The organism is Methylobacterium pseudosasicola (genome assembly GCF_900114535.1).
GTDB lineage: Bacteria > Pseudomonadota > Alphaproteobacteria > Rhizobiales > Beijerinckiaceae > Methylobacterium > Methylobacterium pseudosasicola.
In genome coordinates, this window is record NZ_FOTK01000014.1 from 17,346 (window position 1) to 32,927 (window position 15,582).

13 protein-coding genes are annotated in these 15,582 nt (G+C 70.2%); 6 read left to right on the forward strand and 7 right to left on the reverse strand.

The genetic code is table 11. The features are described 5' to 3' along the window. Window positions 1–30: 30 nt before the first annotated feature. The 3 genes from BM228_RS14895 to BM228_RS14905 all read right to left on the reverse strand — a co-directional run bounded on the left by BM228_RS14895 (window position 31) and on the right by BM228_RS14905 (window position 6,149). Entirely contained in the window at window positions 31–1,179 is a 1,149-nt protein-coding gene (locus BM228_RS14895; RefSeq protein WP_092041878.1) for a GGDEF domain-containing protein, read from the reverse strand. Window positions 1,180–1,342: 163 nt separating this feature from the next. Beyond that, on the reverse strand, window positions 1,343–5,431 hold the full coding sequence (locus tag BM228_RS14900) for a Pls/PosA family non-ribosomal peptide synthetase (RefSeq protein WP_092041880.1): 4,089 nt from the start codon (window positions 5,429–5,431) through the stop codon (window positions 1,343–1,345). A gap of 130 nt (window positions 5,432–5,561) precedes the next feature. Further along, a complete protein-coding gene (locus BM228_RS14905) occupies window positions 5,562–6,149 on the reverse strand; it encodes a histidine phosphatase family protein (RefSeq protein ID WP_092041883.1) in 588 nt (195 codons plus the stop codon). Window positions 6,150–6,246: 97 nt separating this feature from the next. On the opposite strand from BM228_RS14905, the gene BM228_RS14910 reads away from it, so the two are divergent. Then, entirely contained in the window at window positions 6,247–7,239 is a 993-nt protein-coding gene (locus tag BM228_RS14910; RefSeq protein ID WP_092041886.1) for a polyphosphate kinase 2 family protein, read from the forward strand. Window positions 7,240–7,255: 16 nt separating this feature from the next. Continuing rightward, the gene (locus BM228_RS14915) at window positions 7,256–8,416 is read left to right on the forward strand and encodes an AAA family ATPase (RefSeq protein ID WP_092041889.1); all 1,161 of its coding nucleotides are present in this window, start codon (window positions 7,256–7,258) and stop codon (window positions 8,414–8,416) included. Window positions 8,417–8,464: 48 nt separating this feature from the next. Here the strand turns inward: BM228_RS14915 and fabI are convergent, their stop codons facing one another. Beyond that, window positions 8,465–9,289 (reverse strand): enoyl-ACP reductase FabI, encoded by an 825-nt coding sequence (gene fabI / locus BM228_RS14920; protein WP_092041891.1) that lies wholly within the window; start codon window positions 9,287–9,289, stop codon window positions 8,465–8,467. Between the two features lie 129 nt (window positions 9,290–9,418). After that, the gene (locus BM228_RS14925) at window positions 9,419–10,348 is read right to left on the reverse strand and encodes a DnaJ C-terminal domain-containing protein (protein WP_092041894.1); all 930 of its coding nucleotides are present in this window, start codon (window positions 10,346–10,348) and stop codon (window positions 9,419–9,421) included. 205 nt (window positions 10,349–10,553) lie between these two features. On the opposite strand from BM228_RS14925, the gene BM228_RS14930 reads away from it, so the two are divergent. Genes BM228_RS14930 through BM228_RS14945 form a run of 4 tightly spaced genes read left to right on the forward strand, consistent with a single transcriptional unit; the run spans window position 10,554 to window position 13,799 of the window. After that, window positions 10,554–10,937, forward strand: coding sequence for a VOC family protein (locus tag BM228_RS14930; RefSeq protein WP_092041896.1), 384 nt, complete (start codon window positions 10,554–10,556; stop codon window positions 10,935–10,937). Next, entirely contained in the window at window positions 10,937–11,974 is a 1,038-nt protein-coding gene (locus BM228_RS14935; protein WP_092041899.1) for an ABC transporter substrate-binding protein, read from the forward strand. The genes BM228_RS14930 and BM228_RS14935 overlap by 1 nt, the downstream gene beginning before the upstream one ends. Further along, window positions 11,971–13,026, forward strand: a complete 1,056-nt coding sequence (locus BM228_RS14940) for a FecCD family ABC transporter permease (protein WP_092041901.1) — start codon at window positions 11,971–11,973, stop codon at window positions 13,024–13,026. Before BM228_RS14935 ends, BM228_RS14940 begins: the two co-directional genes overlap by 4 nt. After that, window positions 13,026–13,799 carry an ABC transporter ATP-binding protein gene (locus BM228_RS14945; protein WP_092042078.1) on the forward strand — a complete coding sequence of 258 codons (774 nt, stop codon included), beginning with the start codon at window positions 13,026–13,028 and terminating at the stop codon, window positions 13,797–13,799. The genes BM228_RS14940 and BM228_RS14945 overlap by 1 nt, the downstream gene beginning before the upstream one ends. 16 nt (window positions 13,800–13,815) lie before the next feature. Here the strand turns inward: BM228_RS14945 and BM228_RS14950 are convergent, their stop codons facing one another. Both BM228_RS14950 and BM228_RS14955 read right to left on the reverse strand, forming a co-directional pair. Next, the gene (locus tag BM228_RS14950) at window positions 13,816–14,622 is read right to left on the reverse strand and encodes a Crp/Fnr family transcriptional regulator (RefSeq protein WP_092041904.1); all 807 of its coding nucleotides are present in this window, start codon (window positions 14,620–14,622) and stop codon (window positions 13,816–13,818) included. 136 nt (window positions 14,623–14,758) lie between these two features. Next, window positions 14,759–15,529, reverse strand: coding sequence for a glycoside hydrolase family 25 protein (locus BM228_RS14955; protein ID WP_244537159.1), 771 nt, complete (start codon window positions 15,527–15,529; stop codon window positions 14,759–14,761). Window positions 15,530–15,582: the final 53 nt, after the last annotated feature.

A 15,582-nucleotide genomic window follows, 5' to 3' on the forward strand; every position in this document is an offset into this window, starting at 1 on the left:
CATCCGCGCCGGATTTCCGACAGGGCCGCCCTAGGCGGCGTGTCCGAGCTCGGCCACCGCGACGCGATCCCGGCCCCCGTGCTTGGCGACGTAGAGCGCCGCGTCGGCCCGGCGCATCAGCGTCTCGAAATCGGCCCCGTCCCGGGCCTGCGCAATCCCGATGCTGACGCTGACCCGCAGGGTCGGCAGCTCCGGCACCGACAGGCCGGAAAAAGTCCGGCGCAAGTCCTCGGCCCGCGCCAGAGCCTCGGCGGGGGAGACGTCGGGCAGGAGGCAGGCGAATTCCTCGCCGCCGAGCCGGCCGAGCATCGCCTCACGCGGCAGCAGGGAGCCGGCCATGGCGCAGAAACCCATCAGCACCGCGTCGCCGACGGCGTGGCCGTGGACATCGTTGACGGCCTTGAATCGGTCGAGGTCGAACAGCAGCAGGGCGGCGTCCTGATTTGTGGCGAGGGCCGCCTCCGCGGCGCTCGCGAAGGCACGCCGATTGGGAATTCCGGTGAGCGGGTCGGTCGAGGCCGCGGCGCGCTGCTCGCGCTCGGCCCGCTCCTTGACCAAGGCCATGAAGGTGAAGGCCGAGGCGATCGAGAACATCAGGGTGACGAAGCACAGGATCGCCACCCAGGGGGATGTCAGCGGGTTCAGACCGGGCTGCGGCGGCGCCAGCAGCGTCGAGGGGATCCGCACGAGGTAGAAGAAGGCGTGCAGCCCCAGCATGGTGGCGGCCGCACCCCGCGAAGCGAGGCGTTCCCGGCGACCGCGCCAGAATTCGGCAGCCGCATCGCCGCAATAGAGGGTCGCGGCGGCCGACGCGTAGATGATCCGCGCCTCGATCGAGTCATAGAAGGCCGGCACGAAGCAGAGAGCGCACCAGATCAGCGCACCCGCCAGAGCCAAGCCGGCCCGGGCCGGCCGCCCCTCGAACGAGCGGACGCCGCTCCAGATCAGCCCATAGGCAGCGAGCACCACCGCGTTGGCTACGCCGATCGACAGCAGGTCGGGGATCTGGCCGCGCAGGGCGAGGCCGGTAGAGCCGAACGCGCCCACGATATGCGCGGCGCCCCAGATCGCCAGGGCCCGCGAGGACGGCGCCTGCCGCCACGACAGCAGGAACAGCGTGCCGACCAGCAGGGTCGTCACGGAACTGACGATCAGCAGGGTGGCGGGATCGAGATGCACGGCCTTCTATCAGTCTCCGAGCGAGACGATAGCATGAGGTGATCCGATATTCTCCATAGCGGGAGGCATGTGAGCGCGGTTTTAGAAGCATAGCGACCAAAATGGCGCGCTCACATTGATAACGTCAGTTTATGACGGTGTCAGGTGCGTCCGCACGGCCCCTTCATGCGGCCCCACCTGCTTTGGCGGCGTGGATCACCGGCACCGCCGGCGCGCCTTCCCACTCGGTGTTGGCGGGGATCGACTCGCCCTTCATCACGATGGTCAGCGGGCGCAGCCGGGCGTAGTCGCCGACCTTAGTGTCGTACAGGACCGTCGCGAACGACCCGACCGACACGCCGCGGCCGACCACGACGCGGCCGATCTTCATGATCCGGTCCTCGTACAGGTGGGTCTGCAACGCCGAGACGCGGTTGATCGTGGCATAATCGCCGATCGACACGCAGTCGAACTCGGTGATGTCGGTGGTGAGCATGCACACGCCCTGGCCGATCTTCACGCCGAACAGGCGCAGGGCCCAGGGCAGGAACGGCGTCCCCTGCAGGTGCTCCAGCAGCACCTTGCCGGCCAGGCCCCAATAGGCCACCGCGATGGCCTCGGTGCGCATCGCCCACCACGACCACATCGGCTGCATGCCGGGCTTGTAGACGCCCATCAGCAGCCACTTCATCGTGATGACTGCGGCGGACTGGATCAGCGCGATGCAGACGCTGGCGGTCACGAAGCTGACGGCGAGCCCCGTCCAATCCTTATCCAGGATCGCCGGGTAGAAATACCAGTCGATCACGGTGATCGCCAGGGTGATGTAGAGCATCGGCGAGAACGAGGTCGCGAAGGCCTCGAACACGCCGCGCCGGATTTTTGGCCACAGCCCAGGCTCGTAGGTCTGGGCGTTGGAGCCGAGATCGACCTTCTGGCGGGCGGGCAGCCGGATCGGCGGCGAGCCGAACCAGGTCTCGCCGGGGCTCATCGCGTCGTTGGCGGGCGGCTTCGACTTGATGCCGATCAGCACATCGTCCGGGATGTCGGCCCCCGGCGGCACGACCGCATCGTTGCCGACGAAGACCCGCGAACCAGTCCGCGCCACTTCGAGATGCATCCAGCCACGCCGGATCTCCTCCTCGCCGAACACGACCTCGTCGGCGACGAAGTTCTTCGCGCCGACCTCGGCCAGGTCGTAGCGGCTGCCGAGATTGGTCGAGATCTCGGCGCCGTGGCCCATATGGGCGCCCATCAGCCGGTACCAGGCCCGCATGTAGACGGTGGCGAACAGCGACGAGAGCGTCTCCAGCGTCACCTCGACGGCCAGCGCCAGCGACCACTTGCGCAGGTAGAACAGCGAGTGGACCGAGTAGGTACCCGAGCGGGTCCGCGGCAGCACGATCCAGCGGATGCCGGCGATCAGCAGCACCGTGCCGGCGGTCATCAGCATGGCGGTGGGCCAGGTGAGGATCGGCAGGTACCAGTGGTAATCGACATCGGTGATGTCGGAGAGCGAATCCGAGATCTGGTCGAAGATGAAGAAGGCCGGGAAGATCGGCAGCAGGCCCACCGCCGGGATCGCGCCGAGCAGCGCGATATAGGCGGCCGCGAAGGCGGCGCGGCGCGACCACGGCGCGTCGGCGGCCTCCGGCAGCTCGGACGGATCGGCCATCCCGACCTTGCGGCCGGGCGAGCCGTCCCAGATCTCGGCCGGCCCGACCCGGGTACCGGACGGGATCGTGGTCAGGTCGGCGATCTCGGCCTGGGCGCCGATCACCGTGTCGTGGCTGAGCACGCAGGAGGTGCCGACGGCCGCATCCGCGCCGATCTCGACCGCGCCGATTACCAGCTCGTTGCCGACGATCTCGGCATTGGCGATGACCAGCCGGCCGCCGAGCGACGCGCCGTCGCCGATGGTCAGCAGGTCGGGGGCCCCGATCTCGATATCGGAGATCAGCGCGTCGCGGCCGACCTTGGCGCCCATCAGCCGTAGATAGACCGAGATCGCGGGCGAGCCCTGAAGCCACTTCACGTGGACCAGGGGCGCGAGGCGCTGCGCCAACCACCAGCGGTAGTAGTAGACGCCCCAGAGCGGGTAGCGGCCGGGCTTGGTCCTGCCGAGGATCAACCACTTGCCCGCCACCGCGATCACCGCCGTGACGCCGTTGATCGCGACGTAGACGAGCAGCAGCACGCCGAGTTCTGCGAAGAAGCTCAGGCCGCCGCCGGTCAACAGCAGGTAGGTGACGAAGATGCCGAGCCACTGTGCGGTGGAGAGGGTGATGACGAAGGGCAGCGCGACGGCCTGGGCCAGCCCGCACAAGGCCCGGCGCAGCAAGGGCGGCGGTTCGAAGCTCAGATCGCGGACCGAGGCCTCGGCGCCCATGCCGCCGGTGCGGGCGATCAGCGCGTCGGCCATCGACCGCATCGTGCGCAGGGCGTAGACGTCCGGCAGGGTGATGCCGGCGAGCGCCGGGGCCTCGCGCACCGCCGAGACGAACCGGGCAGCGAGCAGCGAGTGGCCGCCGAGATCGGCGAAGAAATCGCCCTTCAGGGGGATCGGCTGGTTGCCGAAGACCTGCTTCGCCGCGGCGACCAGGGCCGCCTCGGTCTCGTTGGCCGGAATCTCCTGCTCGCCGTCGGCGGAGACGACCGTGAGCGGGGCCACTTTCAGGGCCTTGCGGTCGACCTTGCCGGAGGTCAGGCGCGGCAGGGTCTCGGCCAGCTCGAAATGGCCGGGGACCATATAGGGCGGCATCTGGCCTGCGAGCGTCCGACGTAAGGCGGCGGTGTCCACCGACCGGCCGCGCTCGGGGATCAGGAAGGCAACCAGCCGGTCGACGCCGTCGTCCTGGCGCAGCACCACGGCGGCCTGGTTGATGTCCGGCACGCTGCGGATCCGCGACTCGATCTCGCCGAGCTCGACGCGAAAACCGCGGATCTTCACCTGATCGTCGATGCGGCCGTGGAACACGATCCGCCCGGCAGCATCCAGCGAGACCGCATCGCCCGAGCGGTAGAGGATCGGGTCGGTCCCGTCCGAGGCGAACGGGTTGGCGATGAACTTTTCGGCGGTCAGCTCGGGCCGCGCCAGGTAGCCCCGGGCCACGCCGGGACCGCCGATCAGCAATTCGCCCTGCTGGTCGCGGCCGAGCAGGCTCAGATCCTCCCCGGCCACGTAGACGGAGTAGTTCGGGATCGGGCCGCCGATGGTGACGGGCTCGCCGGGCCGCATCTCGGCTGCGGTGGCAACCACCGTCGCCTCTGTCGGCCCATACGTGTTGAACAGCTGTCGCGATGGGGTCGCCCACCTCCCGACCAGCGGCTCGGGCAGGGCCTCGCCGCCGAGCAGGACCAGGCGCACGGTCGGCAGGTCGCCGGAGATCATCGCCAGCAGGGTCGGCACGGTGTCGAGCACCGTGATCCGCTCCGCCTCAAGGATGCCCGGCAGGGACTCGACGTCGCCCATCATGGCCGGGCTCGCCACGAACAGCGTCGCGCCAACGAGATACGGGACCCAGATCTCCTCCATCGACAGGTCGAAGGCGACCGAGGCGCCCTGGAACACGATGTCGTCGGCGCGCATGCCGTAGAGTGCGTTCCCCGAGCGGAGGAAGTGGCAGATATTGGCGTGACTGATGACGATGCCCTTGGGCACGCCGGTCGAGCCGGAGGTGTAGATCAGGTAGGCGGGATGGTCCGGTGTCAGGCCGGCGGCGCGGGGATCCGGCACCGGCGCATCCTGGGGCGTCGCGGCGTCGAGATCCGCCAGGGTCAAAGCCGGCGCCCCATCGGGCGCGGCGGCGGCGAGCGCCGGCGAGACCAGCAGCGCCTTGGCCGCGGCATCGGTCAGGCAGACCCCGACCCGGTCGGCTGGCGCCTCGGCGTCGAAGGGCAACCAGGCGGCGCCCGACAGGGTGATGCCGATCTGGGCCACCAAGAGGTCCGGACCGCGGGCCATCCAAAGCCCGACGACGTCCCCGGGGCCGATGCCGCGATGCGCCAACCCGGCGGCGATCCGCCCGGCCCGGGCGGCGACCTCGTCGTAAGTCAGGTGCGGATGGGCGCCCGCCGCGATCACGCGGGCGCCGTCGATCAGGCAGGGATGGTCGAGCCGGCTACGCGCCGAGGCGAGAAAGATCTCGGCCAGCACCTCGTCGCGGATCAGGTCGGGGCGGTGCGCGCCGCGCAGCACGGCCGCCCCATCCGCCGGGCGCTCGCGCGCCTCGGCAGCCGGTCCGGACCGGGTCTTCTCGGCGAGGTCGCTCATCCGCTGCTCCGCTAACCGACCGAACAGGGCGGCGCATACCGTGGCGACCGCCCTATAGCCAGCCGATCGTGCCGTTATCGAGGCGGCTTTGCACTGTGCCGGCGCACGTGCCGCCGCAGGGGAGGCCAGATCAAGCCCAGCGCCAGCCGCCGGGCTCCAGGACCAGCACCTCGCCCTGGCGGATTCCGAGGCGGGGCGCCGCGTAGATGTCGAGATGGCCGAGCGCCACCAGGGCCGCCCGGGCGACGCCACCATGGGCGACGACGACCGCATCCCCCTTCAAATCGGCCAGCACCGGGCCGACCCGCTCGACTAAGGTGGCGTAGCTCTCGCCGCCGAGGCCGGGCGGGCGGTGGTTCCAGCGCTCGCGGTCCCGGGCCGCGGCGCCCCCCGGGTCGCGGCGGCGGATCTCGGCCCAGGTCGAGCCCTCCCAGGTGCCGAAGCCGATCTCCCGGAGCCGCGGATCGGTGCGGTACGCCCCCGGCGGCAGGCCGAGCGTCGCCCGCAGGATCTCCATGGTGCGCCGGGTGCGCTTGAGGGGGCTCGCTAGAAACGCGGCTTCCGCGATACCCGGCCCCGCCAGCGCAGCCAGGCGCTCGGCCACGGCGGCAGCCTGCGCCTCCCCATTGGGGTTGAGATCGATGTCGCGGCTGCCCTGCAGGCGGCCCTCGGCATTCCAGGCGGTCTGGCCGTGGCGGATGAAGTAGATCGTGGCCAACCGTATCAAGTCCCGTCACTGTGCAGGCGCCCGGAACAGCCGGGCTTGCCAACCGTTCTGGGCGTTTGTCGGCGATGCCCCTGAGCAGGTCCTGCCCATGTCCAAGAAGCACGGCAAGCATCTTCCCGGCCAGTCGAACGATGACGGCGTGACAGACGGCCCCGATCGGCACGCGGCCGCCCGGGCCGGACTGCCCTCGACCGCCCGTTGGGCCGGTGCGGCCGACGCGATCGCCGGCACGGTCCCGGCGGCCCTGGGCGCCCACCGGCAGGTGCCGATCCTCGCCGCTCCGGGGATCGTCGCGGTGGAGCCGGAAACGCGGATCGACCTCGCGGACGTCGATGCCGACGCCGATGGCGGCCTCGACAAGGCCTGGGCGAAGGAGGCCCTGGCCCAGGAGCGCGACCGCATCAGCACGTTGCAGGAACGGCTCTACGCCGAGCGCGCCCGCAGCCTGCTGCTGGTCTTCCAGGCGATCGATACCGGCGGCAAGGACGGGACGATTCGTGCCGTGCTCAAGGGCGTGAACCCGCAGGGGTGCACGGTGACCTCGTTCAAGGTGCCGTCGAGCGACGAGCTCGACCACGATTTCCTGTGGCGCTACCACGCCCGAACGCCGGGACGCGGCATGATCGGGGTGTTCAACCGCAGCCATTACGAGGACGTCCTCGTGGTGCGGGTGAAGGGTCTCGTGCCGGACGCGGTCTGGCAGGGCCGATACCGGCTGATCAATGATTTCGAGCGGCTGCTCACGCAATCCGGCACGGTGGTGATCAAGTTCTTCCTGCACATCTCCAAGGACGAGCAGAAGACGCGGCTGGAGGCCCGGATCGCCGACCCGGAGAAGCACTGGAAGTTCGACCCGGCCGACCTCGTCGAGCGGAAATCCTGGGATGCCTACCAGCGGGCCTTCGCGGACGCGCTCTCGCAATGCTCGACGCCGCACGCCCCGTGGCTGGTGGTGCCGGCCAATCACAAGTGGTTCCGCAACTACGTGATTGCGCGCACGATCGCCGATACGCTGGAGGCGATGGACCCGCGATTCCCGAAGGCCGCCAAGGGCATCGCTGATTTGAAGGTCCCGGCCTGATCCAGGGGGGTGCCGCATGCTGGTGGTACGGGAGATCGCGGTCTCGGGCTACCGCTCGCTCCGGCGGATCAGCGTCCCGGTGGACGACCTCTCGGTGTTCGTGGGCGGCAACGGCACCGGTAAGACCAACCTCTATCGCGGACTCGAATTGCTGCAGGCCGCGGCCCTGGGCACGCTCACCCGCGATCTCGCCGCTGAGGGCGGCATGGATTCGGCGCTCTGGGCCGGGCGCCGGCGGCACGGCGAGGCGGCCCGGATCCGCCTGTCCGCCACCCTGCATGATGACGGGACCGGGCAGGCCTTCACCTACGCGGTCGAGGTCGGGCTGGTGCAACAGGCCGGCGGCGACACCTACGGAGCCGCCTTCCGCAAGGAACCGCAGGTGAAGGCCGAGCGACTGAGCGTCCGGACCGGAGGCCGCACGGCGGTGATCCTCGATCGCGACGGACGGAGCGGCTTCGCCCGCGACGAGGACGGGCGCAAGCGGCCGTTGGGCCTCGACCTGCTGCCCACCGAGACGGCGCTCGGCACCTTCCTGGATGCCACGCGCCACCCAGAGATAGCCCTGGCCCGGCTCGCCATGACGGGTTGGCGCTTCCACCACGATTTCCGCACCGATGCCGAGTCGCCGCTCCGCCGTCCGTGCCTGGCGGTGACGACGCCAACCCTCGCCTCGGACGGGTCCGATCTCGCCACCGTCTTCGCCACCCTGGCCCATATCCGGCAAGACATGGGCGATCTCGACGCGGCGCTGGACGGCGCCTTCCCGGGCGCCCAGCTCGTGGTGCCGGAGCCGGGGCGCGAGGCGAGCTTCGGGGTCACCTTTCCGGACTTCCCGGGCCGCACCTTCGCGGCCCCGGAGCTGTCGGACGGGACGCTGCGCTACCTCGCCCTCACCGGGGCGCTGCTGGCTTACAGATTGCCCCCCTTCATCGCCCTGAACGAGCCGGAATCGAGCCTGCACCCGGATCTGATGGAGCCGCTCGCCCGCATGATCGCCCGGGCCGCCGAGCGCACCCAGATCTGGCTGGTGACGCATTCCGAACGGCTGGCGGACGGGATCGCGGCCCATGGCGGCGCGCGCCCGCGCACCGTGATCAAGCGCGACGGCGAGACCTGGATCGACGGACTAAAGCTCTCGGGCGAATTCGCCGACGCGGAGGACGAGGATTCCTAAAGCATCGTCCAGTCCCGAAAGCCGGCCGCCGCCTCTCGGGACGATGCTCTAATCCTTGTCGAGGGTCAGGTCCGGCGCCTCGGGGTTCTTCATGCCGACGACGTGGTAGCCGGCATCCACATGCAGGATCTCGCCGGTCATGCCGGCCGACATGTCGGAGACCAGATAGGCGGCGGTCTCGCCGACCTCGCCGATGGTCACCGTCCGGCGCAGCGGCGCGTTGTACTCGTTCCACTTCAGGATGTAGCGGAAGTCGCCGATGCCCGAGGCCGCCAGGGTCTTGATCGGGCCGGCCGAGATCGCGTTGACGCGGATGTTCTTCGGCCCAAGATCGGCCGCGAGGTAGCGCACCGAGGCTTCGAGCGCCGCCTTGGCCACGCCCATGACGTTGTAATGCGGCATCCACTTCTCGGCGCCGTAATAGGTCAGGGTCAGCAGGGAGCCGCCCGGGCGCATGATCTTCTCGGCGCGCTGGGCTACGGCCGTGAACGAGTAGCACGAGACCAGAAGCGACTTGGTGAAGTTCTCCTCCGAGGTCTCAAGGTAGCGGCCGGTCAGCTCGTCCTTGTCCGAGAAGGCGATGCAGTGGACCACGAAATCGATGCCCTCGGGGAAGATGCGCGCGGCCTCCTCGAACACGGCGTCGATCGTGGCCGCCTCGGTGACGTCGCAATGCCCGATGACGTGGGCGTCGAGCTCCTTGGCCAGGGGCTCGACCCGCTTGCGCAGGGCGTCGCCCTGGTAGGTGAAGGCGAGTTCGGCCCCGTGCGCGCGGGCGCTGCGGGCGATGCCCCAGGCGATCGAGCGGTTGTTGGCGACACCGAGCACGAGGCCCCGCTTGCCCGCCAGAATGCCCTGCCCGTGTTCCGCCATGATCGATCCTGGAAACCTCTCGGCCCCTTGCGGCACCGGGGGTCTCCTTAGCGGAGGCGGACCGGAGACGGAAGTCCGCACCCGACTATGGAGCAGTCGGGTGCGGCGCGCGTGTCAGGCACACAGGTGTCAGGCGGCTTTTGCGCGCCTGCCCCGGGCGAAGTCGGTGAGGATCGGGTCCTCGGTCTCCGGAAGTGTGATCGCCGTGGTGGCGAACAGGTCGCCGCGGGTGCCGTCCTTCTTGGGCAGGCCCTTGCCGCGCAGGCGGAAGGTCCGGCCCGAACTGGTCATCGGCGGCATCTTCATCTCGACGGCGCCGGTCAGGGTCGGCACCCGGATCATGCCGCCGAGCACGGCGTCCTCAAGCGGCACCTCGACGGTGGTGCGCAGGTCGGCGCCGTCGACGGTGAAGCGGGGATGCGGGCGGATCCGGATGGTGAGCAGCGCGTCGCCGGGCTCGCCGCGGGGGCCGGCGCTCTGGCCGAGGCCGCGGAGCCGGATGGTCTGGCCGTCGACCACGCCCCGGGGGATCACCACGTCGACCTCCCGGCCGGTGGGCAGGGCCAGACGCAGCTTCTCTTCGCTGGCGACCTGCTCCAGGCTCACCGACAGCTCGGCCGCGACATCCTCTCCCTTGGCCGCCTGACGCTGAGCGCCCGGCCCGGCGCCGCCGGCACGGAACGCCTCGCCGAAGATGTGCGAGAAGATATCCTCGCCCATCCCCCCGCCACCGCCCATGCCGCCCTGCCGGCTGCGGGCCATGTTCTCGAAATCGAAGCCGCTCGACCGGCCGCCGCCGAAGCCGCCGGAGAACCCTTCGAACCCGGAGGCGCGCGGACGGCCGTCGGCGTCGATCTCGCCGCGGTCGAACTGCTTGCGCTTCTCGGAATCGCCCAGGATCTCGTAGGCCGAGTTCGCCTCGGCGAAACGGTCCTTGGCCTTCACGTCGTCCTTGTTGCGGTCGGGGTGGAAGTCCTTGGCGAGCTTGCGATAAGCCTTCTTGATGTCGGCTTCGCTCGCTCCCTTGGGGACGCCCAGCACGTCGTAGGGATTGCGCATCGGTCTCTTGGGCTATGCGGTGTGGAATTTCCACCCGGATGTGGGAAGGATGTTGCATCCCTGCAACGATCGCGGCGGCGAAAGTCTGCGGGTTCGTGGCTTGCGTCAAGCGGCGGATCTCGCCCCGGAGCCCGCGACCACATAACGTTTGTTCGAGACGCCATCAGGGTCCTGCCGGGACCGGGCCGCGGGAGACCGACACGCGATGGAATACGCCTGCGACCACGTTCACCTGCGCAGCCGCGACGCCGTGAAGGCCGCCGCCTTCTACGTCGAGACCTTCGGGGCCAGGGAGGTTAAGCGCGTCGGCGCCGATCCGGTGCAGCGCATGGTGCTCGACCTCGGCGGCCTCACAGTCTTCATCGAACAGGCCCCGGCCGAGACCGCGCCCGCCACGCAGACGCCCTGCCTCGGCATCGAGCATATCGGCCTGCGCGTCGCCGATATCGACGCCGCCATGGCCGATCTCGCAGCCCGCGGCGTCACCGTGCGGACCGGCATCACCGAGCGCGGCCCCGGCCTGCGGATCGCCTTCGTGGAAGGTCCGGACGGGGCGCTGATCGAGATCCTGGAGCGCCAGTCCACCTGATGGCTCTTTTCTCCCGACGCGGCCTTGCCGGGGCGCTGCTGGTGTTCCTTTTCCTGGCGAGCGGCGCCGCCGCGCGCCCGTTCACCGACGCGTCCGGCCGCACTGTCGAGCTGCCCGAGAGGATCACCCGGGTCCTTGCCGCGGGACCGCCGGCCGCGGTGCTGCTCTACAGCCTCGCCCCCGACCTGCTGGCCGGCTGGGTGAGCGCGCCGGCGCCGGCGGCCCTGCCCTATCTCGAAGCCCGCACCCGAACGCTGCCGGCCTTCGGGCGGCTGACCGGGCGCGGCGGCACCGCCAATGTAGAGGCGGTGCTGGCCGCCAAGCCGGACCTGATCGTCGATTCGGGCAGCCTCGGGCCGATTTACGCCTCGCTTGCCGACCGGGTGCAGGCCCAGACCGGGATCCCCTACATCCTGCTCGATGGCGCTTTCTCCAAAATGCCCGAGACCTACCGGCAGCTCGGGGCGGCGCTGGGCCGGCAGGCCGACGCGGATGCCCTGGCCGCCTATGCCCAGGAGTTGACCGGCGCGGTCGCAAAGGCGGTCGGGCCCCTGCCCGAGGCGCAGCGTCCCCGGGTCTATTACGCGCGCGGTCCCCGCGGTCTCGAGACGGGCTTTGCCGGATCGATCAACACCGAGCTGCTTGAGGAGGCCGGCGCCCGCAACGTCGCGCAGGGCGGCGACGGCCGGCTCGGGACCGTCTCCCCGGAGCAGGTTCTGGCCTGGAACCCGGAGGTGATGGTCACCCTCGATCCGACCTTCGCGGCGACCGCCCGCACCGCCCCGATCTGGAAGGACGTCAAAGCCGTGCAGACCGGCCGGATTTATTTGGCGCCGCTGCAGCCGTTCCCCTGGTTCGACGCCCCGCCCGGAATCAACCGGCTGATAGGTCTGCGCTGGCTCGCCGGCCTGCTCCATCCGGATCTGTTCCCGGAGCCGATTGCCGACGTGGTGCGTGCCTTCTACCGCCGCTTCTACCATGTCGAGCTCGACGCGGCGCAGGCCGAGGCGATCCTGTCGCCAGGCTCGGCCCGGTGAGTCGAACCCCGGCCGCCGTCGCAAGTCAGGCTTCGGCTTGGAGAAAAGTCGGGATCCCGACAGCGATCCTCTCCGGGTTCGGGCTGCTGGCGCTGATCCTGGCCGCCCTCGCGATCGGCAAGTACCCGGTCTCCCTGGCGGATCTCGTCGGCGTGCTGGGGCATCGACTGCTCGGCCTGCCGTCGCGGACGCCGGCCGCGGTCGAGACCGTGGTGATGCAGGTCCGCCTGCCCCGGGTGGTGGCCGCCCTGGTGGTCGGGGCGGCCCTGTCAGCTGCGGGAGCGACCTATCAGGGCCTGTTCCGCAATCCCCTGGTCTCGCCCGACATTCTCGGCGTCTCAGCCGGGGCCGGGCTCGGAGCGGTGCTCGGGATCTATCTCGGCCTGCCGGTGGCGGCGATCCAGGGGCTCGCCTTCGCGGGCGGCCTCGGGGCGGTGGCCCTGGTCTACGGCGTCGGGCTCGCGGTGCGGCGCCACGATCCGGTCCTGACCCTGGTTCTCGCGGGCGTCGCGGTGGGCGCGGTCCTCGGCGCGGGGATCTCCCTGCTGAAGGTGCTGGCCGATCCCTACAACCAATTGCCGGCCATCACGTTCTGGCTGCTGGGCAGCCTGTCCTCGGTGACCCTCGGCGATATCGTGGCGATCCTGCCGATGATGCTTCTCGGTCTCGCCCCCCTCGTGCTGCTGCGCTGGCGCATGAACCTGATGAGCCTCGGCGACGAGGAGGCGCGGGCGCTCGGGGTCGAGACCCGGGTGCTGCGGCCGGTGCTGGTCGCCGGGGCGACGCTGGTCACGGCCGCCGCCGTCTCGATGACCGGCGTGATCGGCTGGATCGGCCTGATCGTCCCGCACATCGCCCGCCTGCTGGTCGGGCCTGACTATCGCCGGTTGCTCCCGGCCTCGCTGGTGCTCGGGGCCGCCTACCTGCTCACCGTCGATCTGATCGCCCGCAGCGCCGGGACCATCGAGGTGCCGCTCGGCATCCTCACGGCCCTGGTCGGCGCGCCGTTCTTCCTGTGGCTGCTGGCGGCTGGGCGGCGGGGGCTCGGCTGATGCTGCTGCGGGTCGAGGATCTCGCCTTCGGGTACGGCGCCCGCACCGTCGGCGCCGGCGTCTCCTTCGGCCTGGAGGCCGGCGCGGTGCTGTGTCTGCTCGGGCCGAACGGCGGCGGCAAGACCACCCTGTTCAAGACCCTGCTCGGCCTGATGCCGGCGCGCGCCGGGCGCGTCCTCCTCGACGGCGCCGACCTGTCCCGGCTGTCGCGCACCGAGATCGCCCGGGCGGTCGCCTACGTGCCGCAGGCCCATGCGGCGTTCTTCCCGTTCACGGTGCGCGAGGTGGTGGTGATGGGCCGGGCGAGCCGGCTCGGGCCGTTCTCCGCCCCCGGTCCCGCCGACGAGGCCGCGGCCGAGCGGGCGCTCGCCACCCTCGGCATCGGACACCTGTCAGAAAAAATCTATACGGAGATCAGCGGCGGCGAGCGGCAGCTGGTGCTGATCGCCAGGGCGCTCAGCGGCGAGCCGCGGCTCTTGATGATGGACGAGCCGACCGCGAGCCTTGATTTCGGCAACCAGGCCCGGGTCCTGACCCAGGTGCGCCGCCTCGCCCGGGCCGGCATCGCCGTGATGCTCTCGACCCACGATCCCGACCACGCGCTGCTCTGCGCCGACCGGGTCGTGGCCCTGCATGACGGCGGGCTGGCCGCCTGCGGGCCACCGGCCGAGACCATCACTCCGGCGCTGCTGCGCCGGCTCTACGGGATCGACGTGGTGGTGACGGCCGTTCCCGGCGTTGCGGCACCCGTCTGCGCGCCAATCCTCGACTGAGGCCCTGCCGAAAAACTCAGCCGCCGGCGCCGCGCAGGGCCATGGCCGGCTCCCGATCGCCGTCGACGGGGGCCGGCGGCTCGATCCGGTCGATGCCCTCCGCGGTGTAGACCGCGCCGAGCACGGTCTTGAAATGCCGCTGCACCCGGGCATGGCACTCGCAGGCGGCAACCGACATCGCCCGCCGGTCGAGCACGGTGATCCGTCCCCGCCCGACCCGGATCAGACCCTGGTCCTGAAGGGTGCTCAGGATCCGCGTCAGGTAGGTGCGCTGGACACCGAGCATCGAGGCCAGCAATTCGTGGGTGATCGGCAGCGTGTCGCCGCCGATCCGGTCCTGGAGCGTCAGGAGCCAGCGCAGGCAGCGCTGTTCGATCGGGTGCAGGGCGTTGCAGGCCGCGGCCTGGAGCACCTGGGCCAGGAGGCAATCGGAGTAGCGCGCGAACAGGTTGCGGACCTCGACGGACCCGCGCTTGGCCTCCTGGAGTCGGCCGGCATCGAGCCGCAGCATCGGGCCGCCGATCTGCACGATGGCCTCGGTGGAGGCCGGCACCCGGCCGGCGCTGACGATGCCGCCGACCGCGCCCTCGCGCCCGATCGTGGCGGTCTCGGCGCAGCGCCCATCCCGGGTGCCGATGATCAGGGCCACGACGGTCTGCTGGCAGGGGAAGGTGATGTGGTTCACGTCCGAGCCGGCCTCGAACACGATCGCTCCCTTGTCGTAGGAGACCGGTTCGAGATGGGGCGCGATCAGCGCACGGTCGGGCTCCCGAAGCGCGTCGAGGAGCAGGTTGCCGGTCGGGGCGGCGCTGTCAGCGGGCATTGCAGGATGAGGATCACGGGACAAGAGGCCCCCGAAAGGATCCTCACCGGTTGCCCGCCAGCGTGCGGGCGAACCCGACACGCTTATATCCCAGCCTGTGTTGTTGAACCAACTTAAGTCTATCGGCCCCGATCAATTATTTGTCGGTGCACAGACCCTGTTCCGAGAGCCGCCGGTGCTCGCGAGGATCGCAATCGGTCGACAGGAACGAGGCCCAGTCGGACGGCGTGCCGTAAAAGGCGTTGCGGTCGACGTCGCCCTGCACCCCGGGGACGCGCCCGGTCGAGGTGAACTGCCACAGCATCCACTTCCGGTTGACGAAGCGCTGCTCCGGCTCGGCCGCGGTGGACCGCAACCAGTGCGGGTAGTCCGGCAGCTCGCCTTCGAGCACATCCTTGTGGAAGGTGATGTCGGTGTAGATGATCGGCCGCTTGCCGGTGTAGCGCTCCATCTCCTCGAGCATCTCGGTGACCATCGCCAGGGCCTGCGCCTTCGGCAGCTTCTTCGGGCAGGTCTGCGAGTGGCCGTTCCACTCGACATCGAGCACCGGCGGCAGGGCCGTGGGGTCGTTCGGGACGTTACGCTTGAACCACTCCATCTGCTCCCGGGCGGAGCGGCACCAGAACACGAAGTGGTAGGCGCCCCGCGGCACGCCGGCCCGGGCCGCGTTGTCCCAGTTGGTCCGGAAGCGCTCGTCGACGTGGTCGCCGCCCTCGGTCGCCTTGATGAAGGCGAACTGGGTCCCGGCGGCCCGGACCGAGGCCCAGTCGACGTTGCCCTGCCACTTCGAGATGTCGATGCCCTGGATCGGGTGCTGCTTAGCCTTGGCCACGCCCGGATGGGGCTTGGCGTCACCCTTGGTCGGGTAGAAATCGTTGTTCGACGCACAGGCCGCGAGGCCGGCCATCACGGCAACGGCCAGCACCCGGGTGGCGAATCGCCGAACGCCTTTCAGACGGC

Bases quoted from the DNA above. Each gene is read 5' to 3' on its own strand.
- BM228_RS14900 (WP_092041880.1), bottom strand. From the start codon at position 5,431: ATGAGCGACCTCGCCGAGAAGACCCGGTCCGGACCGGCTGCCGAGGCG.
- BM228_RS14910 (WP_092041886.1), top strand. From the start codon at position 6,247: ATGTCCAAGAAGCACGGCAAGCATCTTCCCGGCCAGTCGAACGATGAC.
- BM228_RS14915 (WP_092041889.1), top strand. From the start codon at position 7,256: ATGCTGGTGGTACGGGAGATCGCGGTCTCGGGCTACCGCTCGCTCCGG.
- fabI (WP_092041891.1), bottom strand. From the start codon at position 9,289: ATGGCGGAACACGGGCAGGGCATTCTGGCGGGCAAGCGGGGCCTCGTG.
- BM228_RS14925 (WP_092041894.1), bottom strand. From the start codon at position 10,348: ATGCGCAATCCCTACGACGTGCTGGGCGTCCCCAAGGGAGCGAGCGAA.
- BM228_RS14930 (WP_092041896.1), top strand. From the start codon at position 10,554: ATGGAATACGCCTGCGACCACGTTCACCTGCGCAGCCGCGACGCCGTG.
- BM228_RS14935 (WP_092041899.1), top strand. From the start codon at position 10,937: ATGGCTCTTTTCTCCCGACGCGGCCTTGCCGGGGCGCTGCTGGTGTTC.
- BM228_RS14945 (WP_092042078.1), top strand. From the start codon at position 13,026: ATGCTGCTGCGGGTCGAGGATCTCGCCTTCGGGTACGGCGCCCGCACC.
- BM228_RS14950 (WP_092041904.1), bottom strand. From the start codon at position 14,622: ATGCCCGCTGACAGCGCCGCCCCGACCGGCAACCTGCTCCTCGACGCG.
- BM228_RS14955 (WP_244537159.1), bottom strand. From the start codon at position 15,529: ATGGCCGGCCTCGCGGCCTGTGCGTCGAACAACGATTTCTACCCGACC.